The following is a 22,428-nucleotide window of genomic DNA, read 5'->3' as shown; positions in this document are numbered from 1 at the left end:
GTCTGGGCTCCCTTGATCGAGCGCGTTACGGCTCCGGCTCGTCGAGCACGTAATAAACATTGAGCTTGCGCGCGCCATGGAGCCCGAGCGAGGCGCGGCGCGCGCGAAGCCGGAACGAGGCCCCGAGCGCGTCGAACGCCGCGCGCGCCGCGGCGTGGGGTGTGAGCGTCGGCGAGCTCGTGAGGGCGTCCCACGTCGAACCCGCGAGCGCGAAATCGATCTCGGTGGGCGCCTCGAATGTGGGGTCGTCCGGGTGCCGCAGGCGATGGATCCAGAGCGCGTTCCGGACCGGACCGGAGAAGCCCTCGATACGGGGTGGATCGCCGATGTGTGCGAAGTAGAGCTTCGCGCCCGCGAGCCCTTCGGGGCCCATGTCCAGCCCGAGGAGGTGGAGCGGGAGGCCGTCCGATTGCGTGGCGCGCTGCGTCCCGAGGATCGCGCGCGAGAGAGCCAGCGCCGCCGGCCCTGCGCCGTCGCGGAATTGAAGATAGAATTTTGTGCGCGGGGGACCTCCCCCCGTACCACGCGCGTACCCCATGAGGACCTGCTCGACCGTGGGGCTTCGCGCCGCGCGGAGCACGCTCTTGGCGGCCCGCGAGGCGGCTTCCCCGAGGCCGTCGGCCCAAGCGAGCACGGCGCGCGTCACGTCCTCGCGTGCGCGGACGAAACCGGGAAACGCATACGAGAACCGCGCCGTATCCACGCCGCGTTCGTCCTCGGAGAGGGACCATTCGAGGATGTCGGAGAAATGCCGGCGGTCCTCGGCGAAGCGCGCGAGCACCGCGTCGACGAAACGTCGCTCGGCCTCCGTGGAGTCGGCGCCGGGGAAGAGGGTGTCTCGCAGCGCGCATGCGCGATCGAGGCGAACCGGGGGAGGAGCGCCGGGGGCCGACATCAGATCGACTGGAAGCCCTCGGGGGGCGGCTGTATCCATGTATTCGACGCGAGCCGTGACGTTCCGCTCATCGCGTGGACGATGAGAGCCCGCCGCGGCCGGGGCGATCGATTCGGCCCCGAGGCGTGGAGCGTGCGTCCATGGATGAATGCCACGGTTCCACGTCGCATGGGGAGGAGTTCCGGCGTGTAATCGCGCTCCGGCCGCGGCCGTCCTTCCACGGGATAAAACCCATCGGGGCCCATGGCGAGCGCCACGTGCAGCGGATCGCGGTGCGTCCCCGGCACCACGGAGAGCGCCCCGTTTTCCGCGTCCATGTCATCGAGGGCCAAAAACGCGAGCACCAGCGATTCCGGCTCCGTCGTGAGATACGCTGCGTCTTGGTGCAGGCCGAACTGGACGACGTCCGATCGGGGCTGCTTGTACACGACGGCCGATTGCACGATCCAGGCAGGCGGTGGCAGGAGCGCCGAGAGGACACTGCCGATCGCCTGCCCACGCGCCGCCGAGGCGAAGAGATCGTCGACGCGATGCAGCCCGTGCCCGACCCGCATCGCTCGGGCCTCCCAGTCCTCCGCGCGGGCCGGCATTTCCCCGCGCGACACGTCCCAGCATACGGACGCATCGTCGCGCGAGCCACGCAGGATGTCCCAGAATGCGAGGCTTTTTCGCGTGCCGTCCTGGTGGTCGGCCGCGCAGCGGGTGATGAGCCGTGACAACCGCGCGTTCAGCGCGTCCACCATCGTCGCAGGCACCGAACCCGGCCGGACGAAATACCCGTCGCGAGCGAAGGCTTCCTGTTCGGCCGGCGTGATGCTCATGTCGCCTTCCCTCGCGAGAGCCAATCCTCGAGCACGCGGTGCATGTGGGCGATGCCGAGCTCGCCCTCGGTCAAGCGAAGGGCACGAAAGCCGCGCGAGCGCATCCCGGCCTGCAAGCGGGGGAGCATGTCGATGTCGGCGCCCATCACGGGCCCGAGATCGTGCTCTCCGTGGCGGACGCGGCGGCGGATCGGGTTTGGCGCGGCTCCGCTCCCGTGACGCTCGAACGTGAGCTCGTCAAACCAGGAGCGCGAGGGGTCGGTCGGGTGCGGGCGGTGCCGGTAGAGCTCGAGCGAGAAGGGGAGGAAGTTCATCTGCACGTTGGGGAAGACGTGGATCTGCTCCTTGCGCGCGAGATCGTCATCGGATCTCGCGGACAGGTCGAGCCCCTCGCGCGCCGCGCGCTCGCGGAAGGCGCGCGCGAGGGCGAGGCGCACGTCGGCGATGCGCCCATCGATCGGAAAATCCTTCACGCCGAGCCGCACGAGGAGACCTCGCAATGCCTCGGAGGCGCGCTCGTCGGGCGAAACGTCGCGCCCGGGTCGGCCGATCGGGAGCGAGACGGTCGAGTGATCGCCGCGCAGGACGAATCGAGCTCCGCGGGCGTCGACGACGTCGCAAAGCTCGGGGTGGAGCATGGGCAGGTGGTAGGCCTCGTTGTTGACGTCGACCGACGCTTTCCAGTTCGCCTCGATCTCGACGACGGTCTCGCTCACGAGGCGATATTCCTCCGGTCGATGACGGGCGAGCTCGGTCGCGACGGGCGCGAGGTGGGCGTCGAGATCGGGAGGCGCCTCGGCCATCGAGATCCAGATGAAACCGAAGCGCTCGGCGCAATGCACGGGGCGGAGGGAGACGGGGCGCCCCTCGTCCGTGAGCGCTGCCGACCCAGCGCCGGGCGCGCGCAAGAGACGCCCGTCGGCCCCATACTCCCAGTGGTGGTAAGGGCAACGGAACGATGCCGCGCGACCACGCGATTGTGCGCAGAGCGAAGCACCGCGGTGCTGGCAGACGTTGTAGAACCCGCGCAGCGCGCCGTCGCCGCCCCGCGTGATCAGGATCGACTCCCCCGCGATGTCGAGCGTGGTGAAGGCGCCCGCGCCCTCGAACTCGGAGGCGTGCGCGGCGAGGAGCCAGGCGACGCCGAACACCGATTCGAGCTCCCGCGCGAGCCAGTTTGGCGAGGTATAACGCACGGCGGGGATGACACGGCCGAGGTCGTTCATCCAGGCAGGCTCCTGCCGCCCCGATCCTGTGCGCCGATGGTATGGGCGAGGGACTCGGTGAGCCTCTGCGCCGCGCGCTCGAGCGCCGGAGGCACGCGTGCGTAAATCATGTCGTAGCTCGCCGTGCGCGTGAACGCGGGGCGGCGCGGATCCCGGGGGCAGAGGCGTACCTCGACCCGCTCGCCGTCCCGCTCGAACTGGAGCGCGAGCATGGCGACGCCCCGCCCGAGCGCCGCGCCGCGCAGCCGGAATCCCTCGAGCTCCATGCCAGGGGCGAGTCCGAACTGCGAGAGCCACGCCGCGACGGCAGCCGCGTGCGTGCGCTTTTCTCCGGCGTCCTTCACGAGGGAGCGCGTTTCGACGCGCGCTTCGTTCGGGCGGCTCACGCCAGCCTCCTGCCTGCGCGGCGAAAGCAGGGTCTCCTCCCACCCGTGCTGCTCGATATAGCTATGGCTGAGGCCCGAGCACGCGCCTCCGGCGTCGGCGCAGATCCCCTCGTAAATGCACGAATACGCAGGCTCGCGCGACCAGTAAGCGTCGTCGATCAGGGCTTTGGGCTGGGCGTCGTCGAGATAGCGCGCGAAGGGCCCGAGCAGGCAGCGCGGAAACCATTTCACCACCGGCGGGACGCCGTTCCGAAGCGCGAGGCGGAGCGCGTCGACGAGGTGCGGCCGCACGTCACCCACGCGCGCCGACATCTGGCGCTGCGCCTCCTCGTCTCCGCGCGGCCAGTAATTCCAGAATTCGACCGATTGCGGGCGGAATGGCAGGAGCCGCTCGACGATCGCCTCGAGGCGGTCATGGTTCGGCGCGACGATGGCCGTATTCGTCGACAGCGCTCCGCCCTCCGCAGCGATGCTCTCCAGGCCCGCGAGGATCGATTCGAAGCTGCCCTCGCGTTGCACCAGCCGGTCGTAGAGTGCCGCGTCCGGCGCGTGAAAGGACACGAAGAATTCGTCGATACCCGCGTCCATCAGCGTGCGGAGGGTCCGCCGGTCGCCGAGGCGCGTCGCGTTCGTCTGGATGCGTACGTGTTGGATCCCGGGCAACGAGCGGGCAAATGCGGCATACGCGGGCAGGTCCTTGGCGAGGGTGACCTCGCCGCCGCTGAAGATGATCCGCGAGACGCCCTCGAGCATCGAGGGATCCTCGACGGCGCGCTGGAACGCCGCGAGCGAGGTGCCGGGCAACACGTTCAGCGCGTCCTCGACCATGCAGAAGGTGCAGGCGATGTTGCACCGGAACGCGAAGGTGATCATCAGGCTCTCGCACGGCCACGGAGGAGCAGGCGGGAGGAAGCGGACGTCGCCGCCATTCGGCAGGGCGGACCGCGGCTCAGAAGCTGCCATAAATCCCGCTCTTGATGGTCGTCGCGCGCCCATCGATCGCCCGGAAATCGATCCCCACATCCCAGAGCAGGTGGCCAAGCGCCTCATCGCGCGTGCGCACGAAATCCTGAAGCGCCCCGGGCCATTGATGATCACGGAGGAAGCGCGAGAGCGCGGGGGTAGGGATCCGTGAAAAATACATCGCGTCGGCGTGCCGCTTGTTCGCGACGCAGATCTTCCGGCAGTTGAACAGGTGCGCCGGCATCAGCCGGTGGAGCGCGTCCCGACTCGGATCGAAATGCACGCAGGAGCGGACGCGGTGCAGGACCTCCTCGATCTCGGCACGCGCGTCGTGGAACGTATAGACGTTCTCGAAGACGAGCTCGTCGGCCACGCATTTGTAAGAGCGCATGTCGATGTAGATGTCGATGGCCGAAGGCGCCCCCTCCAAGAGCCCTGCCGGGCCGAGCTCGACGCTGAACATGTGCCAGGGGAGCGGCCGAGGCTCCCGCCCGGTCACCCGGAGGTGGGGGGCGAGGATGGCTGCAACGCGGGCGATCGAGAGGTCGGCATGCGCACGCTGGAAATCGTAGAAATAGAGCTCCCAGCCAAGCTCGCCGTGCGCGTGGTGCCGCTTGATGCCCCAGACCGTGCGAAATGGCCCGAGCCCTGCGCGAACCGCCGACAGGAGCGCGAGCCCCTCGCGCTCGACGCCTGCAATGGCGAACGACTCCACGAGGACGTTGAGCGAGCGGAGCTTGCCCAGGGCAGGCGCGATCGGCTCGTACTCGGCGAGTATGTAGTCGTGGAACCGATCGTCGGGCCCGCAGGTCTCCAGCGGCGCGAGGGACTGGCGCGGAGCGGGGCCAGCGACGTTCGTCACCGGGAGCCGCGCGCGCTGACGGGACCTTTCGGGGGACACGGAGCGAAAGCTCCCCGGATCTGGCGGGGATGTCAAGGATCAACCGCCGACGGGCGTCGACGACGCTCGGGCGGCATTCGCCGGAAGCTGGAAGACCGAGTCAATCGGTCGACGCGAGGGGCTCCATCCCCCGCGCCCCGAGCGCCACGAGGTAACCCGACGGTACGCCCGAGCAATGGCCACGCGCGGCGCACGTGCCGCACCCCGCTCCGAACCTCGTTCCTTCGCGCCCTTTCATTCGATGGGCCGGGGCGATCTTCCGGCGGAGCGGCGCGGGCACCGCGCACGGGGGGACCCCGACCACCGACTGGATGGCGCCGAGGGCCTCGCGCGGAGCCCGCTCGAGAGCGCGGCGGAGCTCGTCGAGCGGCGCGAGCACGTTGAGCGCCGGGCCCATGGCCTCGTCCGGGATGAACGCCTGGAGCGATAGCGGGAGCCGGCGCGCTGACAGGAACGACAAGGTCTCGGGCAGCGTGCGGAGCGCGCGCCGGCTGAGCACCACCGTGAGCAGGATGGGGACCCGCGTGGCCTTCAGGTTGTCGAGCGCCGCGAGCAGCTCCGCGTGGGCGTCCGGGGCGCCGACCATGGCGTCGTGCTCCGCTGCATCACTTGATTGCAGGGTCGTCGCGATCCACTCGAGCCCAGGCAAGGCCGCGACGCGGCGCGTGAGCTCGGGCGAGGAGAAGCCGAGCGAGGGCCCCTGGAGTCGGAGGCGCGTGTCCGGGCGGCGCTCGAGCGCAGCGAGGATCTCCGGGCGGCGCGGGTGGCGCGTCCAGTCATGCCCGGTGATCGTGAGCGGGACCTTCGGCGCGAGGTCCGCGAGCGCGTCGACGAGCGCCGCGAGCGCGCCGGAGCCGACGAGGTCGAGGCCGAGCTCCTGCGAGCGGCGGAGCAGCGACGCGAGCTGCCGGCTGGGAAAGCGGCCCCTGCGCCGAGGCTCCTCGCAGAACTCACAAGCCTGGGCGCAGGGGTTCTCGAAGTAAAGCTGCACCTCGTCGAGGGAGCCCGAGCGCCGGATCTCCTCGGCGAGCACGGCCCGAACGGAGCCGGCCACGGTCTTGTGGAACGGCAGTGCCGCGGCGATCCGGAGCGCGAGCTGCTTTTCGCGGAAGAAGACAAAGCCGCTCATGGCATCGCCCTGGGCCTCCGGGGATCGAGCCGGAAGGTGAGGACCTCGAAGGAGGACCCCTGCGCGATCCCCTCGGGGGGAGGCGCCCCGAGGGGCTCTTCGACCATGAACGAGCGCACCTGATCGTCGCTCCCGCGGCGCACGGCCCCGCGGAAAAACAGGAATCGACCGTCGGACCAGAGCACGACGTGCGCGGTGTCGCCCTCGCGCAGGCGCACCGCGAGCGAGGGCGCCGCCGCTCGGAAGGCCGCAGCGAACGCACGGGCCATGGCGGCATCGGCCCAGCGGGGCGCGAGCAGCTTGGGCAGCGACGCGCGCAGAATCGAGGGGATGACCTCCGCGCTCGTCTCCGGGGCGCGCGCCTCTTCTTCGAGGCGGTGCGCGCCGCCGCGGCAGCGGCTTAGGAACGAGTAGATCTCGGCCTTCGTCTCGAAATGGCGGCGGAGGCCGAGCATGCTCGACGGGGAAAAACCCCCGAGCCCGCCCCGCGAAGCGCGTCCCTCGAGCCAGGCGCTTCGCAGCATCATCTCGCTCTCCTCGAGCATCGGCGCGCGCTCCTCCCAGGTGAGACCACCAATCTCGTCGTACATGAGCGAATCGGGCGACTTGCGGAAGCGCCCTTCCCCTTCGAGCGAGCGAGGCCCCCGGACGCGGACGCCGTACCGCTCCGGCTTCCTGCCGATCGGCGAGTCGGCCGTGAGGTAGAACGAAGAGGGCGCGAGATCGTCGATGGCGAAGGCGTTCTGCCGGATCCAATCGCGCGTCTCCTCGAACTCCGCGCGCGTCTCGCCGGGAAAGCAGGAGAGCAGGTTCACGCGGACCATGATCTCATGGCGGTGCGCCTCGAGGACCATCTCCGTCGCTTGCTCGGGCCGGTGCCCTTTGACCATCGCCTTCAGCACCCGCGCCGAGGCCGACTCCACGCCGATCGTCAGGCCCGCGCAGCCGGCGCGCGCCATGAGCTCGAGATCCCCCGGCTCCGAGGGGCGCACGCGGTACGAATCGGACCAGCGCAGATCGAGGCGCGCCGCGAGCAGGGCGCGCGAGAGTTCCGCCGCGAGCAAGTTCGCCTGCGCGTTGAAGAAGAGAAACTCGCGCGTCTGCCAGCGCTCCGAGAGCTCCGCGAGCTCCCGCACGACCTGGTCGATCGGCTTGTGCTCCTGCGTGCCGCCCGTCTGGCAAAATGCGCAGGAGAACTGGCATTCGAATGTAAAAAAATACGGCAGGACGAGCGACGCGCCGAGCTCGCCGCGATAAGCCGGATAGGTGGCCCCTTCGGCGCGAACGATGTCGCGGCGATAAAGGTCGAGATCATAGATCGAAAAATCGGGCGCTGGCCAGTCCGCGGGGGACGGGGCCTTTCGCATGCCGCCCCGCACGAGCGTGACGATCTCCGTGTTCGGCTCGAGGGGACCTCCACGCCGGTGCTCCGGGAGGTCCAGCAGCGCGGCGAAGGCGCGACGGATCTGCGCGGGCGTGCTGGCATTCGTGACGATATCGGCGCCGATCGCGCCGCTCGTCTCGAGGAGGGCGCGGAGGTGCTCGACGGCGACGCCGCCCACGATGATCCGCTTTCCCCAGCGGCGCTTCATTTCGCAGGTGAGGACAGCGACGAAGGGCACCTGGCTCCCGCGATCGATGGAGACCGCGACGAGGTCCACGCCCCGGCCGGGCTCGTCGAGGCGCTCGAAGATCCCGTCCATCACGACGTCGATGCGCGCGTCGCGTTCGCCCGCGAGGTGCCGCTCGACGAGCGCCGGCGCCACGAGCGGCGCGACATCGAGGTCGAGCGGCGCCTTGACAAGATCGAGGGCGAGATCGACCGCGCGCCCCACGAGCCCGAGCGAGGCCATGCTCGCCGCGACGACCGCGGGCCCGAGCGGCGGAAAACGAAAGACGAGGTGCGCCTCCGGGGCCGAGAAATCCGGCGGAAGCACGAAGAGCACGTCGCGCGGGCGAGGGACGCTGGCTGTCAATCGGGTCTCCCGGATCGAGCGTACCACTGACCTCGCGCCCCGTCTCTCCTCGACCTGCTCGCGGTCCTGGGGTGGGCGTGGGTTCCTGGAGTTCGACTTCATCCTCACCGCACTCTCCGTCGGCGTCGCGAGCATGTGCGTTGTTTACCGTACCACATGCCGAGGAGGGCTTCGGGGGGCGTCATGCGCACGTGGACCGGCTTCCCACTCCCGCGTGGCGTGAAGCATGCCGTGCTGGGTGCCGACGCGTACGACGTCGAGGCGCGCTTCGAGGTGGACCAGCGTCTCCTCGCTTCGTCTGCCGCGGAAGCGGCGAACGCGCGCGCAAAGTCACCGGCCGGCGCTCCCCGTTCCAGTAGCCCGCGAGGCCCAGCGTTCCCGCGCCGAGGAATCAGCCACTCGGACGAATCGAGCGCGTGCCCAATCCAGAGGAGCGCAAACGGCACATTCCAGGCATCGGAGGAACACGGCTTGGGAGCGGGCGCAGGGGCATGCACGGGAGCGGGCTCCGACGCCTCTGCCCTCTCTGGCAAAGCGAGGCCCCCGAGCACCGCGTCCGCGAGCCACCGCAGCACGGCGTTCCTGCGATACTCTGCTCGTACCATCCAGAGCCACAGCTCGTCGGGGAACGGTTTCGGCGCATCCGAGGGTACGCGCAGGAGGCACGTCTGCACGAATCGACGAGAATGCGCGTTCAGGGCCGGATCCGCCAGCGCAGCCCGCGCAGCGGTATTCCACGCAGGATCGCCGAGACTCCGGTGGATCCGCATCCCCCCGCGCCCGCGATCCTCAGCGCAGCGGCGAGCTCCACGAGCGCCGCCGAGCCCTCACGCCCCGATGAGCGCGACGGCATCGACGACGTTGTGGGAAGGCGCGGCGTGCATAGGGGAGGCCCGCGGAATCAGATACGCACAGGATCGAGCTGCTGCCAAGCGTAATATGGCGACGACGACGATTTCGCAATTCCCGTCCAGCCTGCCTTGGCGATCAAGGCAACGCTTCCCAGTCACGCAAACGGCCATGCCTTCCGAGAAGAGGGATGCCCCCTCGGTGATGACGTCGCGGCGAACGCTTGCCCTCGAACTTGGCCCGACCGAGACAGTTGCGCGATCATGCGTACACCCGGGCCCCACGATGGGGTCGGTTGTGTGGGGGCTGATCGCGTGAAAGCGTGGATTCGGAGGCGCGCCCAGCGGCGGCGCGATGGGCGGCTGGTCTTCGTCACTTCGGTGGTCTTCGATGCCGTCCTGTTCGGCGAGCTTTGCGAGCACGTCCAGGAGGAGGGGCAGCGGAGCGCGATGATCAATGAGGCGCTCCGCTATGCGCTGGGAGCGCCGGGGTGGGTCGAGAGTGCGATGGCGAGGCTCTTTCCCGATACGGAACCGGCCTCCGTGGCGGCCCCGAGCTCACGGCGCGGGCCACCGTCGCCACGCAGGCTGGCCCCAAGCTCGCGGCGTGGGGGGCCATCGTCATCATCACTCCGGGGGCCGTCATCACGGGCAGCGTCGTCGTCACGGTCGACGCGTGAACGACGATACTGAGCAATCGGGAGGCTGTGCCCCACCGTTTGCCCGCTACGCGCGCTCCTGCGAGGGTCGTCCCTGTTGAACGGAACGCCACAACTCGAGTTTCCCCGCGCCCACTGCCCCGTCCGCGCCATCAAAACCTATCGTGGCCCAGTCCAGGCGTGGCGAGACCGCAGAGTCGGAAGCACAGCTCAAAATCAACATCCCGCCCGGGGTGAAACGCGAACTCAAGCGTGAGGCCGTCGATCTTGACGTCCCAATGAAATGGTACGCGCTGCGAATTCTCGAGCGCCGCCTGCCCTGGGCGGCGATGGTCGAACTCGAGGAACGCGCCAAGGAGGAGGGCATGACCTACCAGGATTTCCTCCTGAAAACTCTACGAAAGGCGGGCGTCCTCAAGCGGTAAATGACGTTTGTGTCTTTGTACTTCGTCCACGACCGCTTCGGTTTTGCCGGGGCGGATCACGGTTGCCCTGATCATTCGGACCACCCGAGCGAGCCGAGCCTGCCGCGCTTGCTCACGTGCCGTCCGGCTGCCCGTCAAGCAGGACGGGTTTGCCCGGCGCCCGCCTCACCGCGACCCATAAGAAAAATTTGGAAAATCATGACAGACCCAAATCACGGCGACATGACTGTTCATTGGCACATCGCTGAATGCGCCTCTGGGCGCGCCATCATCCACGATCAGAACGGCCTGGTTGTTGCGGAGGTTGTTGCCGCCGACGCAGAGCTCGTGGCCGCCGCACCAACTCTGCTGGGCTACCTCGCGGGTCTTCTCGATGATCCACTGGCTACCATTTTCGACGACCTCTCCAACCAGGAAGGCATTGTCGCCAAGCTGTTGAAGAGAGGCGGCACAGGAGCTGTAGAAGGCTGAGCGAATGGAGGAAGCATAATTATATATTCCTTCCTTCGCGCCCTCGCGCGAGATCCTCCAGTCCGAGCGCCGCCCACATCCACTCCGGATCATACCCGACCGTTCCCTCCGCCACCGCCCGCTCGTACATCACCTCCAGGTCCTCGATCATCCTGGCCACACGCGGTCGCAGCGCCTCGACCTTCGCCGCCGCCCGAGGCGTTTGCCCGTCGAGCATGGGAATCGGTTCGTCGACCCACCTTTCGTAATGCTCCCGGTAAAACAGCGCGAGCGCTTCGCGTGCCGGCCCATCGAGCGCCTCTGACTGCGCCGCGGATGCGCGTCCGTGACGAGGTGAAGCTTCGCTCATACCTCGCTCCACGTCTTCGTGCTTCGTGACGCGGTATCGCACCGCCTCGCCCGCAAGTCCTTCCACGAGCGTCCGGGCACGCTCGCCGCGCTCGCGCGAGTTGGTCTGAATTTCCAGCCGAGCGCCTTCGATGCGCATTGAGGCGATGACAACCTCTCCCGCCTGCTGACCGCCGCTTCCGACCCACCTCCAGCACTCCGCGTCGTCGTCCCGGTGAAGCTCCGACGCATGGTCGAGCGCGGCGGCGAGCTTGGCCTCATCGAGCACGTCGAAGTATGTCGTCGTGAAGAGGAGACGGTCGCCATCGTGGTTGACGAGCGTCGGCTTTTTTGGGTTGAACCAGACCTCGAAGAAGAAGGGGGCGAGGCTCGTCCGGAAATCTGCGCCATCGAGTTCGGCGCGAGCCTTTTCGAGACCCATGATCAGCCAGCTCCGGAGGTGGCTTGGGAGCGGTAAGATGCCGCCATCGAACTCCGGAAACCCCGACGCGCCCCTGGCGAAGACCCGCGCGGCGACGAGGTCCCATGGGCGCACCGCACGCGAGGCGCTCCGCTCGCGGACACGGGTCTCGCCGCCATCGAGCACGTTGCGAACGGTGACGCTTTCGCCCGGCTCGACCGCGATGATGTCATAAAGCAGCATGGCGCTCGCGCGGCCCATCTCGAGGTAGCTACGTTCGCCCGCGCGGAGGTCACGAGCATGGGCGAGGAGGTGTTCGGCCAGCGTGACCCCCGCGCCATTCCGCGCGTCGAAGAAGAGCCACCACTGGAAAACACATTCCGCCATGTCGCGCAGGATGGGATTTGGGTACTTGTCGCGCAGGGGCAGGAGGTCGCCCCAGAACCTCTCCCGCGACCCCTCCAGCTCGTCTTCATCAACCCAGTCGAGCAACCGCTCGAGCGTGGATAGACGATCTGCCGTCGTATACGCCCCGGCGGCGGTCGCGAGGCAGCACTTCTTGTACTTGCGTCCACTTCCACAGGGACAGGGTTCGTTGCGTCCGATCTTCGCCATCGGGGACAAACCTACCCGATCCGCGGCGACAAGGGAAGGGCAAGGTTTGTCGCTGCCGTCGCGGGGTTCGCCCAGGAACCTCCTTGCTCCAAGGGGGCGTCGGATCGGCTGGGCTGCCGGGCGCACCCCAAGCTCGCGATGTGGGGCGGGCCCCAAGCTTCGCGACGTGGGGCGCCGTCGTCATCGATCACTGCGGGGGCCGTCGTCGCGGGCTGCGCCGTCGTCGCGGTCGAGGCGCGAACGACGAACCCGATTGAACCGGCCTAAAGGCGGCGAACGCCCACGAGGCAACGGGGGCCAGGCACGCCGCGCACGGGATGCCGGAAACGCGCGCGACCTCCCGCACGGGAGACGGGGGCGCGGCAGGGGACACGGCAGCGCCGGGGCCGTGGCCTCGGGCGATGGCGGCGTCGATCGCTCGGGAGACGGCGTTGCCGAGGTCGCCGCCGTCTGCGGGCGTTGTTCCCGCACGAGGAAGCCCGCCGATACTCGATGCGCTGCCGTCATCACCAGGCACGCGGCCACAATGGCGCTCGGGTCCGACGCGGGCACCGCCTTGACCGTGTCCAGCGTCGACCCCCACCGGCAATCGTCACACACCGCCGGACCAGCGCACGAGCCGCCGCCACGAGGCCCCGATCCGCGAGAAGCGCTTTCCCGAGCTTGAACCCGCGCAGCGTCCCAAGCAGGCTCCATGCAGCCGCGCTCCACTCGATCACCGGCCGGCGCTCGCCATTCCAGTAGCCCGCGAGGCCCAGCGTTCCCGCGCCGAGAATCAGCCACTCGGACGAATCGAGCGCGTGCCCGATTCAGAGGAGCGCAAGCGGCACGTTCCACGCATCCGGCGGACACGCCTCGTGAGCCGACGCTGGGGCATGCACGGGAGCGGGCTCCGACGCCTCTGCCCTCTCCGGGAAATCGAGGCCCGCGAGCACCGAATCCGCGAGCCACCGCAGCACGGCGTTCCTGATCTTCCCCCGCTCCCGTGGACAAACGCACTATGCCGCAAACGCAGCCACTTGTGCTCTCAATTCGAACTCGACCGGGCTCAAGTGCCCGAGGTACGAGTGCCGCCGGGCGTGATTGTAGAACCGCTCGAGGTAGTCACCGATCGCTGCCGTCGCGGCATCCCGGGTCGGGAAGCGCGTCGCGTCGACCAGCTCGGCCTTGAGGGTCGCGAAGAAGCTCTCGGCGACGGCGTTGTCCCAGCAGTCGCCGGTGCGGCTCATGCTCGCGACGATGCCGCGCTCTCGCAGCGCCTTCCGGTAGTCCTCGCTGGCGTAGGGATTGCCGCGGTCCGAGTGGTGCAAAAAGCCCCGGCTTCGGCCTGCGTGCGCGTAGCGCCCGCTCGAGCGCTGCGAGCGCGAGGGCGCGGTCGTTCTGCTCCCTCATTGCGAAGCCGACGACCCGCCGCGAGAACAGGTCGAGGATCGTATCGTAGCCAAATACAGCCAGCCCTAAACGCGAACTTCACTCGCTCTCCTTCGCGAAGAAGGCCGTCGCTTTTTTTTAAGATTTCCCTCTCCATCTGCAGCCGCTTGTTTTCACGCCGTAGCCGCACGAGCTCCTCGCGCTCGGCGCCCGTGAGGGTCTCGGGGGGTTTCTCCCCGACGTTGGTCTCTGCAGCCCTCACCCACTCACGTAGCGCCGTTTGAGTAAGATCCAGATCCTTCGCGACCTTCGTGATGCTCCGGTCCCCGACCTGACAGAGACGAACCGCCTCTGCCTTGAACTCCGCGCTGAACGACCTCCGTTTCCGCCTCGCCATGGAACTCTCCTTAGCGCATCTTCGCGCCTCTGGGTTTGTCCACGGAAGTGGGGGAGGATCAGCCCCCGGCTCCGTCGACGAAACGGACAGCGGGGCCGACATCGTTGGGTTCCCCTTCCCGCCCATCGACGCCCCCGCGGTCGGGACGATCCCAAAAGTAGCCGCCGCTCTACGCTATCGCTGGAACGGCCCGCTCGAGGACCTCGATTTCGCAAAAAGCCGCTACAAAGCCGCCGAGGAGCCACTCGGCGCCAGTGGAAAAGCCGCTTTTATTTTGCGGGGGGGTCCACCTGGAACCTGTGGCGGGTCGACGTCGAGCGTGTCTCCGAGGGGGCGCCCGACGTGTTTTCGCAGGGTTACGGGAGGGGGACGCGGAGCCGAGAGCCCGAAAAACCCAAAAGTGGTTACCTCAAGCGGCTCTTCTCGAAGTTGGGCCGGCGAATCCAGGGGGTAATCGGGGATTTTTTCACTTTTCACGTGGCTTTTGGTTGTTTGTCCTGGCTGACGCGCGAGCGGCACGGCCTTTGCGCTGGGCCACGAGGGGCAGGAAGGCAGCACGGAGGGTAGGGTCAAGTGCCCTGGGGGGAGGGCGTGGAAGGTGCGCGAGGACGCTCGGGGGCGCGCTCGAATCGGTCCCGGGGGGCGGATCGACGAAAAAGTGGTTACATGGAGCGGCTCTTCTGGTGCTTGGTCCTGCGAAACAAGGGGGTGGCGATGCCAAAACCCACTTTTGCAGTGGTTTTCTGTTGTTTGTCTTGGCCACCAATCGAGCGATACGGGCGCCCGCTACCAGCGCCGAGGTGAAACCAGCAATTCCTCCTGGTACTCGCTTGTCAAAACGCTACATTCGAGGGAACTGGGCTACACAGGTCCCGAGGCCGCTCCGCTCCGGTTGCGTGAGCCCCTCCCGCCTCCAGCCCGATGACCAGCAACGCGGCGCTTCGGGCGACCGAAGGTGCCGGGGAGGTGCAGCCAATGAGCGTTTCGATCGTACCCCCGTCGATGGTCCCTTCGAGTCCCCCGGATTCCTCTCTCCGGTCCACGAACTCCGTCACATCGTCGACAGGACCACGCTCGGCGCCTCCCGTTCGGCCACGCCCAAGCCCTCCGCCGAGTTCCTGGCGGCCTGGTGCACGCGGGCCAATGAGTGCACGGCGAGCGGGCGCAGCTCGCGAGACGCAAGCGCGTGCCTTATGAGAGCCGAGAGTACGAGGCAACTCGGGCAACATCGGTCCGACGGTGCGTCTTCGTCGCCATCACCGGACGCATGCCAGTTCAGCGATACGATTGTAGACATCGTGAGCGATCTGCTCGTGACGATGGCACGCGAGGAGGAGGGAGAGGAGTCGTGAAGGGGTTACAATCGTGGGACGATGGCTCTCCGCCGCCGGCACGCTGGTGGGCCTTCTACGTGCGCGTCACGAGCGAGGAGAGCATGAAGAGGGATCTCTCGATCCCGAACCAGTGCGCCCGCTCTCGCGAGATCGCACGCCTACGCGGCTGGCAGGACTACCGTATCTACGTCGAGCCCCGGAAGGTCTCGGCCGAGCTCTGGACCGAAAAGCGGCCTGCGCTGAAGGAACTCCTCGACGACATCGCGGCTGGGCGGATCCAGGGGGTTTGCGCGCGCCACACCGACCGCCAGTGGAGGAACAACGAAATCCAGGCACGGATCCTGAGCGCGCTCCGAGCCCATGGAGTCCAGCTCTGGGACTTCAGCAACCAGTTCGACTACAAGAGCGCACACGGGCGGTTCTCCCTGCAGGTGTTAGGTGCTGCTTCGGAGCTCGAGGTCGGGCTGGCGGCAGAGCGGATCCGCGAGATGAAGCGGGGCAAGGCCCTGAAGGGCAAGGTGGGCGGCGGTCCCGCGCCCTTCGGGTACACGTCGCAGGCGCGTCGCATCAAGGACCTGGAAGCAGCGGGGCTGAGTCGCGACGAAGCCTACCGGAAGGCGTGCCTCGACTATCCGGTCGGCAAGTGCTGGTATGTCGATGCGAAGGAAGCGGAGATCGTTCGTCTCATCTTCGAGCTCTACACGTCGCACGAGTATCGCTATGGCTGCAAGCGTATCGCCCTGTACCTGAACCACCGCGGGTACGTCAGTCGTACGGGGATACCCTTTCGCGCGGTCTTCGTCCTCAAGATCCTCGACAACCCGGTCTATGCCGGCTTCACCACATTCGACGAAGCCGCGTACGCGGACCGCGTGCCCTCGCAGCTGCCACGCAGCAAGCAGACCCTATACCAGGGAGAGCACGAGGCTCTCATTACGCACGACATCTGGAACAAGGCGCAGCAGATTCGGGCGATGGAGAGCAGGAGTAAGCGGGTCCGCGAAGGGCGGCCAAGTGGCGAAGTTTTTTCGCTCACTGGTATCCTCCGCTGTCCGGAGTGCGGCAGTCCGATGATCGGGAAGGCCGCCAGCCGCAATCGCTACTACATTTGCCACCAGCGACATGCGAGCGGCGCGGGGGTCTGTGCGTTCCCCCTGGTGCGAGCCACGGACTTGCAGCAGACCGTGTGGACGTGGGTGCACGAGTTGCTCTCGTCCCCCGCGCTCGTGTTGCCATCTCTCGCGGAGTTGAACCGGAAGCTCGAGGCGGAACAACCCGAGGCGCGGCGGGCGCTCGATGCAGCGAAGCGGCAGCGCGACAAGCTCAAGGCCACGCTCGCGAAGTACTTCCGCACGTTCGAGGCATCAACGGACATCGAGCCCGATCGCGCGTTCGTCGAGCGTGTGCGTGAGCTCCGCGCGGAGCTTCAGACCGTCGAGACGGAGATCGGGACGCTCGAGCCGCAAGTCACGCGGGCGACGCCGAAGCTCGGCGTCGCGCAGGTGCAGCAGTACCTGGCGAAGCTGCGCGAGCGCATGAGTGGACGGGCGGAGCTTCAGCGTGCGCTCTTTCAAGACCTCAAGAGGGAGCACGACTTCCAGGTCTGCATGGTCTCTCCAACAGAGCTCACCCTCTCGCTCGCGCTCCCGCTCCGTGAGATGGCGATGGAAAAAGACCCGGCAGTCCAAGTTGGCCAGCGGGTGGTCACCGTACTGAGAAACAAGGGCAGGCAAGAGGGGTCAAGGGGCCATGGCTCTACCGAACTACGAGTATCAGAGCGAGTTCGTCCACAAGTACATCCTGCAAGGACGCAAGGAAGGGCGCAAGGAAGGGCGCGAGGAAGGGCGCCTCGAGGGCCAGCTCGGGCCGCTCGTGCACCTGTTCGAGCGCCGCTTGCGCCGGAGCCTGAGCCCCGAGGAGCGCGCGCTCCTGGCCACGAGGGTACGCGATGAGGGGGCCGACCGGGTCAGCGACCTCATCTTGGACCTGTCCGCGGAGGCGCTGGCCCAATGGCTCACCTCCAAGGACGACCGCTGATCGCCGAACGTCCAGCCTGACGCGATTCTCTCGAATCCGGAGGGCCCCGTGACCGCCGGTCTGCCTCTTGCATTCGTGAACCCCGGGAGGGGGTTCGCGTCATGCTGGCACTCACGTACCACGGGCCGAAGCGGGTCTTCGTCGAGGAAAATCCCGAGCCGCGGATCGAGCATCCGAACGACGTCGTCCTGCGGGTGACGCGGGCGACGATCTGCGGGTCCGACCTGCACCTGTACAATGGTTACGTGCCCGATACGCGCGTCGGCACGATCTTCGGCCACGAGTTCACCGGCGTCGTCGAGGAGGTCGGGCCCTCGGTCGCGAGCCTCGCGCGCGGCGACCGCGTGGTCGTGCCCTTCAACATCGCCTGCGGCGCGTGTTTTTTCTGTCAGCGCGAGCGGACCTCGATCTGCGAAAACACGAACCCGCTCACGAAGGTCGTCGGCGGCGTGTTCGGGTATTCGCATACGACCGGCGGTTACCAGGGCGGACAGGCGGAGCTCGTACGGGTCCCCTTCGCCGACGTGGGGCCGATGAAGATCCCGGACGACCTCTCCGACGAGGACGTGCTGTTTCTCTCCGATATCCTCCCCACCGGATACCAGGCCGCGGAGATGGGCGACATCACGCCCGAAGACACGGTGGCCGTCTTCGGCTGCGGGCCCGTCGGGCTCTTCGCCCAAAGGTGCGCCTGGCTCATGGGCGCGAAGAGGGTCATCGCCATCGATTCCATCGATTACCGCCTCGCGTTCGCCCAGAAATACAACCGGGTCGAGATCGTCGATTTCAAGGAGCACCCCGACGTCGTCTCGCGCCTGCTCGAGATGACCGACGGGCGTGGTCCGGACGTATGCATCGAGGCGGTCGGCCTCGAAGCAAAAGGGTCGCTCCTGCACGGCGTCCTCGGCAAGATGCTCCGCGTCCAGGCCGGCTCGCCCATCGCGCTCAACTGGTCGATCCAGGCGGCGCGGCGCGGCGGGAGGGTCTCGATCATCGGCGTCTACGGCCCGCCGTGGAACCTCGTGGACATGGGCTCGGCGATGAACAAGGGCCTGACGATCAAGGCCGGGCAATGCGACGTCAAGCGCTACATGCCCCGCCTCGTCGAGCACATCCGAGAGGGGCGCATCGACCCGAAGGCGCTCATCACCCATCACGTGCCGCTCGAGGAGACCGCCGAGATGTATCGCATCTTCAATGCCCGCGCGGACGGGGTCCTCAAGGTGGCGCTGATTCCACCCGGGGCCAAGTGAGCTTTCAGGAGGGAGGGGACCATGGGCAAGATGAACCATCGATCAAACGACCTGCCCTTCTGGGGCGCCGATCTCGGGCCGGAGGACAGGCCCGGCGTGCCACGCGAGACCAGCCCGCATCCGATGGGAAACACGCCCGCGCAGCAGCCGCTCGAAGACGCGGCGCGGACGCGCCCGGAGAAGACCCGGATGACGCCCGTCTTCAGCACGGCCCTCCCGCCGCGAGGCCTCGCCGGCAAGCTGCGCCTCATTGCGTATGCCATTCCCGACCATCACACGAGCCACTGGATGCTCGTCCTCGCGGCCGATCGGGTGGACGTGATCGAGGGCCTCATCCGCCGCCGCCCGTAGACAGAGGCCTGATTCAGCGCCGCCGCGCGCTCCATTTGACAGCCTCCCCCGGCCTCGCGAGAATGTCCTTCCTCGCATGTCGAGCGCCCTGCCCGAAGCTGTACGCCGGCTGACCGACCTCCCCGACGCCGAGCGGCACATCGGGGCGTTCTGGCTCGTCAGGCAGCTCGGCCGCGGTGGGTTCGCGCCGGTCTGGCTGGCCGAGGAGACGGCGGGCACGACGAAGCTCAGGCTCTCGGCCGTGAAGCTCTTCGCGCTCGACGCAGGCGGCGAGGCGGGCAGGCAGGCGATCATCGACGAGGCGGCGCGGCTCTGTCGCGTCGAGCACCCGAACGTCGTGCGCTTCTACCAGCTCCCCGTCGACGAGGCGCGAGGCGTGATCGGGCTCGCGATGGAGTACGTCGCAGGCGAGTCGCTCGGCGAACGGCTGCGCGACAAGCAGACGCTCTCGGTGCGCGAGACGATCGACGCCGGCATCGCGATCGCCTCCGCGCTCGTGGCGGTGCACGGCGCCGGGCTCGTGCACCGCGACATCTCCCCCGCGAACGTGGTCGTCGACGTGGCCCTGCTCGGCACGCCCGCGGCCTACAAGCTGATCGATTTCGGCATCTCGGCGGCGTCACCCACGGCCACGCCGGGAGAGTCCATCCCCCCGGTGCGATCGAAGATCCCGAGCGTGCCGGGCACGCCGCCCGATCGCCCGAGTGATCGGGGGTTTCGTTCGCCGCTCGAGGCGATCGGGGGCAAGCGCGGGTTCGTCGATCCCGTCTGCTGGCGCGACCTCTCGCCCGCGACGAGCGCGAGTGATCTGTATGCGCTCGGCGCCGTGCTCTTCGTGTGCCTCGTCGGTCGCACGCCCGCGGCAGGCCGGGGCTCGCTCGACGAGGACGTGCTCCACGGGCGAAGGCGGCCGCCACGCGTGGCCGAGGTGGTGGCGGAGATCCCGGCCGCGCTCGGGGATCTCGTCGACACGTTGCTCGCGCCCGAGCCGGAGGAGCGGCCGAGATCGGCCGAGATCGTGGCGATCGAGCTCGAGCGCATCCGCAGCGCGCTCGTGGGTCGGAGCCGCGCGCTGCCGCCCGAGGAAGACGGGCCGTTTCGTGGGCTCGAGCGGTTCGAGAAGGAGCATCGCGACGTGTTCTTCGGCCGCAGGGTCGAGGTCGCGGCGGCGCTCGAGGTCTTGCGCACGCGGGGCCTCGCGGCGCTGCTCGGGCCGAGCGGGAGCGGCAAATCGAGCCTCGCGCGGGCCGGCATCTTGCCCGCGATCGCGGAGGGCGCGCTCGGCGGTCCGCGGCAGTGGGAGACGGTGCTGATCTCGCCGGGCACCGATCCGCGGCAGGTGCTCACGACCGCGCTCTTCCACATGGGCATCGATCCGAAGCGCTCGCCGGAGGAGGCGGCCGCGCGGGTCGAGGCGTGGCTCGCGCAGAGCAAGCGCGGGCTCGTGCTGCTCGTCGATCAGCTCGAGGAGATCGCGACGCTCGCGCAAGGGCCTGGCGGCAAGAGCCAGACGTGGACGCTCGACCTGCTCGCGCGGCTCGGCGAGCGGCCCTGGCCGGGGCTACGCGTCGTGGTGACGGCGCGGCGCGACTTGCTCGATCCGATCCTCGCGCACGAGCAGGTGGGCCGCGTGATCACGCGCGGCGCGGTGCTCGTCTCGCCGCTCGGATCGGCCGCGTGGGGCGAGGTCATCGACGCGGCGTTCGAGAGCTACGGCTACACGTTCGAGGATCCGCGGCTGCGCAAGGAGCTGCTCGAGGCGCTGGAGACGACGGCGGGCTCGATGCCGCTCGTCGAGTTCGCGCTGCGCGAGCTCTGGCGGAGCCGCGCTCGCGAGAAGAGGCTCATCACGCGCTCGTCCTTGCGCGCGATCGAGTTCTCGGGGGCGCTCTCGCGGCACGCGAACGAGACCCTGGATCGCGCGGTGAAGGAGGCCGGGACGGAGCGGGTGGTGCAGCGCGTCTTGCTCTCGCTCACGACGCCGGAGGGGGCCCGCATGACGCGGCCGATCGGCGATCTCGTGCGCGAGTTCGGGCCCGCCGCGCGCGCGGTCGTGCAGGTGTTCTCGGAGGCGCGGCTCGTCCTGCGCGAGACGGAGCGGCGCAAGGACGGCGAGGTCGAGCTCGTGACGCTCGCGCACGAGGCGCTGCTCGTGCACTGGGGGAGGCTCCGGGACTGGGTCGCGAGCGAGCGGGAGGAGCGGCTCGTCATCCAGGATTTCGAGGACGCCGCGAAGGTCTGGGATGAAGAGCTCGACCCGGAGCTCCTCTGGCGGAGGCGCCGGCTGCTCTTGCTCGAGGAGATCCTGCGGATCCGGGGAATCCGATTGGAGGGCGCGGCGAAACGGTTTTACACGGCCAGCGTCGCGGCGGCGCAGCGGAGCCGGATCCTCGTGGCCGTGGCGGGCATCCTCGCGGGGCTCGTGGCGTTCGGGGCGGGGACGGTGTACGTCGACCTTGAGGCGAAGCGCGCGCAGGCCGAGGCGGATACGTCACGGGCGAAGGCAGAGGCGGCGCTCGCGCTCGCGCGCGAGGCGAAGGCGCAGGCCGACCGCGAGCGGGCCGTCTCGGGGCAAAAGGAGGCCGAAAAGCGCGAGGCCGAGGCGAAGGCGGCGCTCACGGCGCTGAAGCTCGTGCAGGGATCACTCGCGCTGCAGGCGAAGACGGCGCCCTCGGCGCCGAAGGAGCCCACGGCGCTCGATTCGAGCGTGGTGCGGCAGCTCGACGAATACATCGTCCAGCAGGAGCGCGACAACGCCAAGCTGCCCGAGCCGCTCGAAGACCTGCTCCGGGAGACGGAGAGCATCCCGCCGCCCGTCGTGGAGCCCGGGCTCACGGGCCCCGTGACGGCGTTGCCGACGGCGACGCCGCGGAGCGATGGGCCCGTGGCGCCGTCGGTGGTGCGCGGGGAGGCCTATTCGAAGCTCGGGCACGCCAAGGTGCTCGCGGCCTCGTGCAAGCGCGAAGACGACGCCGAGCCGAAGGGCCACGGCAAGGTCGCGCTCGTGCTCGACCCGCGCGGGACGGTCTCGGCCGTCTCGCTCGACGAGCGATTCGTGGGGACGAAGGTCGGGGCGTGCGTGGATCGGGTGTTCCGGCAGGTGCACGTGCAGCCGTTCGAGGGAAAGCCGATCACGGTGCTCTGGTCGTTCGCCATTCCGTGATACCATCGATGGCATGAACCATCGACTTGGCTTTGTTTCGATCGTGATCGTCAGCTCGTTCTTCGCCGCTTGCACGCTCGGCGATTACCAGCCACCGCCGGGGACCGGGGGCGAAGGGGGCGCCGGCGCAGGGGAAGGAGGCACCGGGAACAACAGCGGCGTGGTCGGCGCGGGGGGAAGTGGCGGGGAGGGCGGCAAGGGCGGCGGGAGCAGCGCCAGCAGCAGCAGCGCAAGCAGCAGTGGCGCGGGCGGCAGCAATACGTGCGCGGGGAGTGAACCGCCGATCTGCTGGGAATTTTGCTCTCCCGCCCTCGTGAAGGACCCCACGTGTCATTCAGGCACGTGGAAATGCCCCCCAGACTCGCATATTTCGGAAAGCTGCACGTTGCCGTCGGGCTGCTGCCTCACGGACACGGATTGCCCGATGGAGCATGTATGCGTCGCGTACAGTTGCAAGCT

Annotated in this window: 15 protein-coding genes and 1 pseudogene; 7 read left to right on the top strand and 9 right to left on the bottom strand. The window is 68.3% G+C overall.

The genetic code is table 11. The features are described 5' to 3' along the window. Window positions 1-25: 25 nt before the first annotated feature. The 7 genes from GF068_RS24240 to GF068_RS24210 all read right to left on the bottom strand — a co-directional run bounded on the left by GF068_RS24240 (window position 26) and on the right by GF068_RS24210 (window position 8,297). Window positions 26-895, bottom strand: a complete 870-nt coding sequence (locus GF068_RS24240; protein WP_153821787.1) for a hypothetical protein — start codon at window positions 893-895, stop codon at window positions 26-28. Next, entirely contained in the window at window positions 895-1,716 is an 822-nt protein-coding gene (locus GF068_RS24235; protein WP_153821786.1) for a phytanoyl-CoA dioxygenase family protein, read from the bottom strand. The genes GF068_RS24240 and GF068_RS24235 overlap by 1 nt, the downstream gene beginning before the upstream one ends. Beyond that, the gene (locus tag GF068_RS24230) at window positions 1,713-2,942 is read right to left on the bottom strand and encodes an aromatic ring-hydroxylating oxygenase subunit alpha (RefSeq protein WP_153821785.1); all 1,230 of its coding nucleotides are present in this window, start codon (window positions 2,940-2,942) and stop codon (window positions 1,713-1,715) included. The genes GF068_RS24235 and GF068_RS24230 overlap by 4 nt, the downstream gene beginning before the upstream one ends. Then, window positions 2,939-4,201 carry a radical SAM protein gene (locus GF068_RS24225; protein ID WP_170319640.1) on the bottom strand — a complete coding sequence of 421 codons (1,263 nt, stop codon included), beginning with the start codon at window positions 4,199-4,201 and terminating at the stop codon, window positions 2,939-2,941. The genes GF068_RS24230 and GF068_RS24225 overlap by 4 nt, the downstream gene beginning before the upstream one ends. A gap of 76 nt (window positions 4,202-4,277) precedes the next feature. Next, on the bottom strand, window positions 4,278-5,192 hold the full coding sequence (locus GF068_RS24220) for a hypothetical protein (RefSeq protein ID WP_153821783.1): 915 nt from the start codon (window positions 5,190-5,192) through the stop codon (window positions 4,278-4,280). 100 nt (window positions 5,193-5,292) lie between these two features. Beyond that, entirely contained in the window at window positions 5,293-6,321 is a 1,029-nt protein-coding gene (locus GF068_RS24215; protein WP_153821782.1) for a radical SAM protein, read from the bottom strand. Beyond that, window positions 6,318-8,297 carry a B12-binding domain-containing radical SAM protein gene (locus GF068_RS24210; protein ID WP_153821781.1) on the bottom strand — a complete coding sequence of 660 codons (1,980 nt, stop codon included), beginning with the start codon at window positions 8,295-8,297 and terminating at the stop codon, window positions 6,318-6,320. Before GF068_RS24210 ends, GF068_RS24215 begins: the two co-directional genes overlap by 4 nt. A gap of 1,339 nt (window positions 8,298-9,636) precedes the next feature. Between GF068_RS24210 and GF068_RS24205 the strand changes: the two genes are divergently transcribed. From GF068_RS24205 to GF068_RS24195, 3 genes are all read left to right on the top strand, one after another. After that, complete coding sequence (locus GF068_RS24205) at window positions 9,637-9,825, top strand: hypothetical protein (protein WP_153821780.1); 189 nt, start codon at window positions 9,637-9,639, stop codon at window positions 9,823-9,825. 143 nt (window positions 9,826-9,968) lie between these two features. After that, window positions 9,969-10,229, top strand: a complete 261-nt coding sequence (locus GF068_RS24200) for a hypothetical protein (protein ID WP_153821779.1) — start codon at window positions 9,969-9,971, stop codon at window positions 10,227-10,229. Continuing rightward, window positions 10,230-10,700 carry a hypothetical protein gene (locus GF068_RS24195; protein WP_153821778.1) on the top strand — a complete coding sequence of 157 codons (471 nt, stop codon included), beginning with the start codon at window positions 10,230-10,232 and terminating at the stop codon, window positions 10,698-10,700. A gap of 19 nt (window positions 10,701-10,719) precedes the next feature. On the opposite strand, the gene GF068_RS46415 is transcribed toward GF068_RS24195, so the two are convergent. Beyond that, window positions 10,720-12,063 carry a YecA family protein gene (locus GF068_RS46415; RefSeq protein ID WP_153821777.1) on the bottom strand — a complete coding sequence of 448 codons (1,344 nt, stop codon included), beginning with the start codon at window positions 12,061-12,063 and terminating at the stop codon, window positions 10,720-10,722. 998 nt (window positions 12,064-13,061) lie between these two features. Then, window positions 13,062-13,831: pseudogene (locus GF068_RS24185) on the bottom strand (IS3 family transposase). 1,348 nt (window positions 13,832-15,179) lie between these two features. Here GF068_RS24185 and GF068_RS24180 point away from each other — a divergent pair. From GF068_RS24180 to GF068_RS24165, 4 genes are all read left to right on the top strand, one after another. Further along, a complete protein-coding gene (locus GF068_RS24180) occupies window positions 15,180-17,117 on the top strand; it encodes a recombinase family protein (RefSeq protein WP_170319639.1) in 1,938 nt (645 codons plus the stop codon). A gap of 186 nt (window positions 17,118-17,303) precedes the next feature. Further along, window positions 17,304-18,455 carry a zinc-dependent alcohol dehydrogenase gene (locus tag GF068_RS24175; protein ID WP_153821775.1) on the top strand — a complete coding sequence of 384 codons (1,152 nt, stop codon included), beginning with the start codon at window positions 17,304-17,306 and terminating at the stop codon, window positions 18,453-18,455. Window positions 18,456-18,476: 21 nt separating this feature from the next. Further along, complete coding sequence (locus tag GF068_RS24170; RefSeq protein ID WP_153821774.1) at window positions 18,477-18,806, top strand: hypothetical protein; 330 nt, start codon at window positions 18,477-18,479, stop codon at window positions 18,804-18,806. A 76-nt stretch (window positions 18,807-18,882) separates the two neighbouring features. After that, complete coding sequence (locus GF068_RS24165) at window positions 18,883-21,969, top strand: nSTAND1 domain-containing NTPase (RefSeq protein WP_153821773.1); 3,087 nt, start codon at window positions 18,883-18,885, stop codon at window positions 21,967-21,969. Window positions 21,970-22,428: the final 459 nt, after the last annotated feature.

Origin of the sequence: Polyangium spumosum, assembly GCF_009649845.1 — a bacterium.
Taxonomy (GTDB): domain Bacteria; phylum Myxococcota_A; class Polyangia; order Polyangiales; family Polyangiaceae; genus Polyangium; species Polyangium spumosum.
The sequence above is the reverse complement of the archived record's forward strand: the minus strand, read 5'-3'. Positions and strand labels throughout refer to the sequence as shown.